This window comes from Streptomyces sp. SID12501 (assembly GCF_010550245.1).
Classification (GTDB): domain Bacteria; phylum Actinomycetota; class Actinomycetes; order Streptomycetales; family Streptomycetaceae; genus Streptomyces.
On the sequence record NZ_JAAGLU010000166.1, the window covers coordinates 1 to 784 of the forward strand.

Annotated in this window: 1 protein-coding gene; it reads left to right on the forward strand. The window is 74.7% G+C overall.

Features of this window, described 5'->3' with window-relative positions:
- Window positions 1–784, forward strand: a 784-nt coding sequence (locus tag G3I71_RS45010; protein WP_164324686.1) for a M20/M25/M40 family metallo-hydrolase, incomplete at both ends; no start/stop codon positions are given.

Here is a 784-nt window from a genome sequence, read left to right on the forward strand (position 1 = left end):
CGCCCTCGTCCAGGCCGTGCACGGACTGGCCGCGCTGGACGACCTCTCGGGCGTCGAGGTCCTGGTGACCGCCGACGAGGAGGTCGGCTCCCACTCCTCCCGCGCGCTCATCGAGGAACGGGCCCTGGCCTGCGGAGCCGTGCTCGTCTTCGAGGGCGCCGCCGACGGCGGGGGCCTCAAGACCGGACGCAAGGGCTGCGGCACCTTCCGGGTCTCCATCACGGGCCGCGCCTCGCACGCCGGCCTGGAGCCCGCCGCCGGGATCAACGCCCTCGTCGAAGCGGCCCACCAGGTACTGGAGATCGCGGCGCTCGGCCGACCCGAGGTCGGTACGACCGTCACCCCGACCGTCGCCGCCGCCGGGACCCTGGACAACGTCGTACCCGCAGGAGCGACCGTCGTCGTCGACGTACGGGTCGAGTCACAGGGCGAGAAGGAGCGGATCGAATCCGCCTTCGCCGCGCTGGCGCCCCACCTCGACGGGGCCCTGATCGCCGTCGAGGGCGGTATCGGCCGCCCCCCGATGCCCGAGTCCGCCTCGGCCGAACTCTTCGCGGTGGCGCGGGAGTTGCTGCCGGGCATCGAGGGCATGTCCGTCGGCGGCGGCAGCGACGGCAACTTCACGGCGGCGCTCGGAGTGCCGACGCTCGACGGCCTCGGCGCGGTCGGGGGCGGCGCGCACGCCGACCACGAGTACCTCGTCGTCGACGCCATGCCCGAACGGGCCCGGCTCGTCACCGGACTGGTGAACGCGATCCGGGACGCGCGGGCGGGGCGGCAGGCT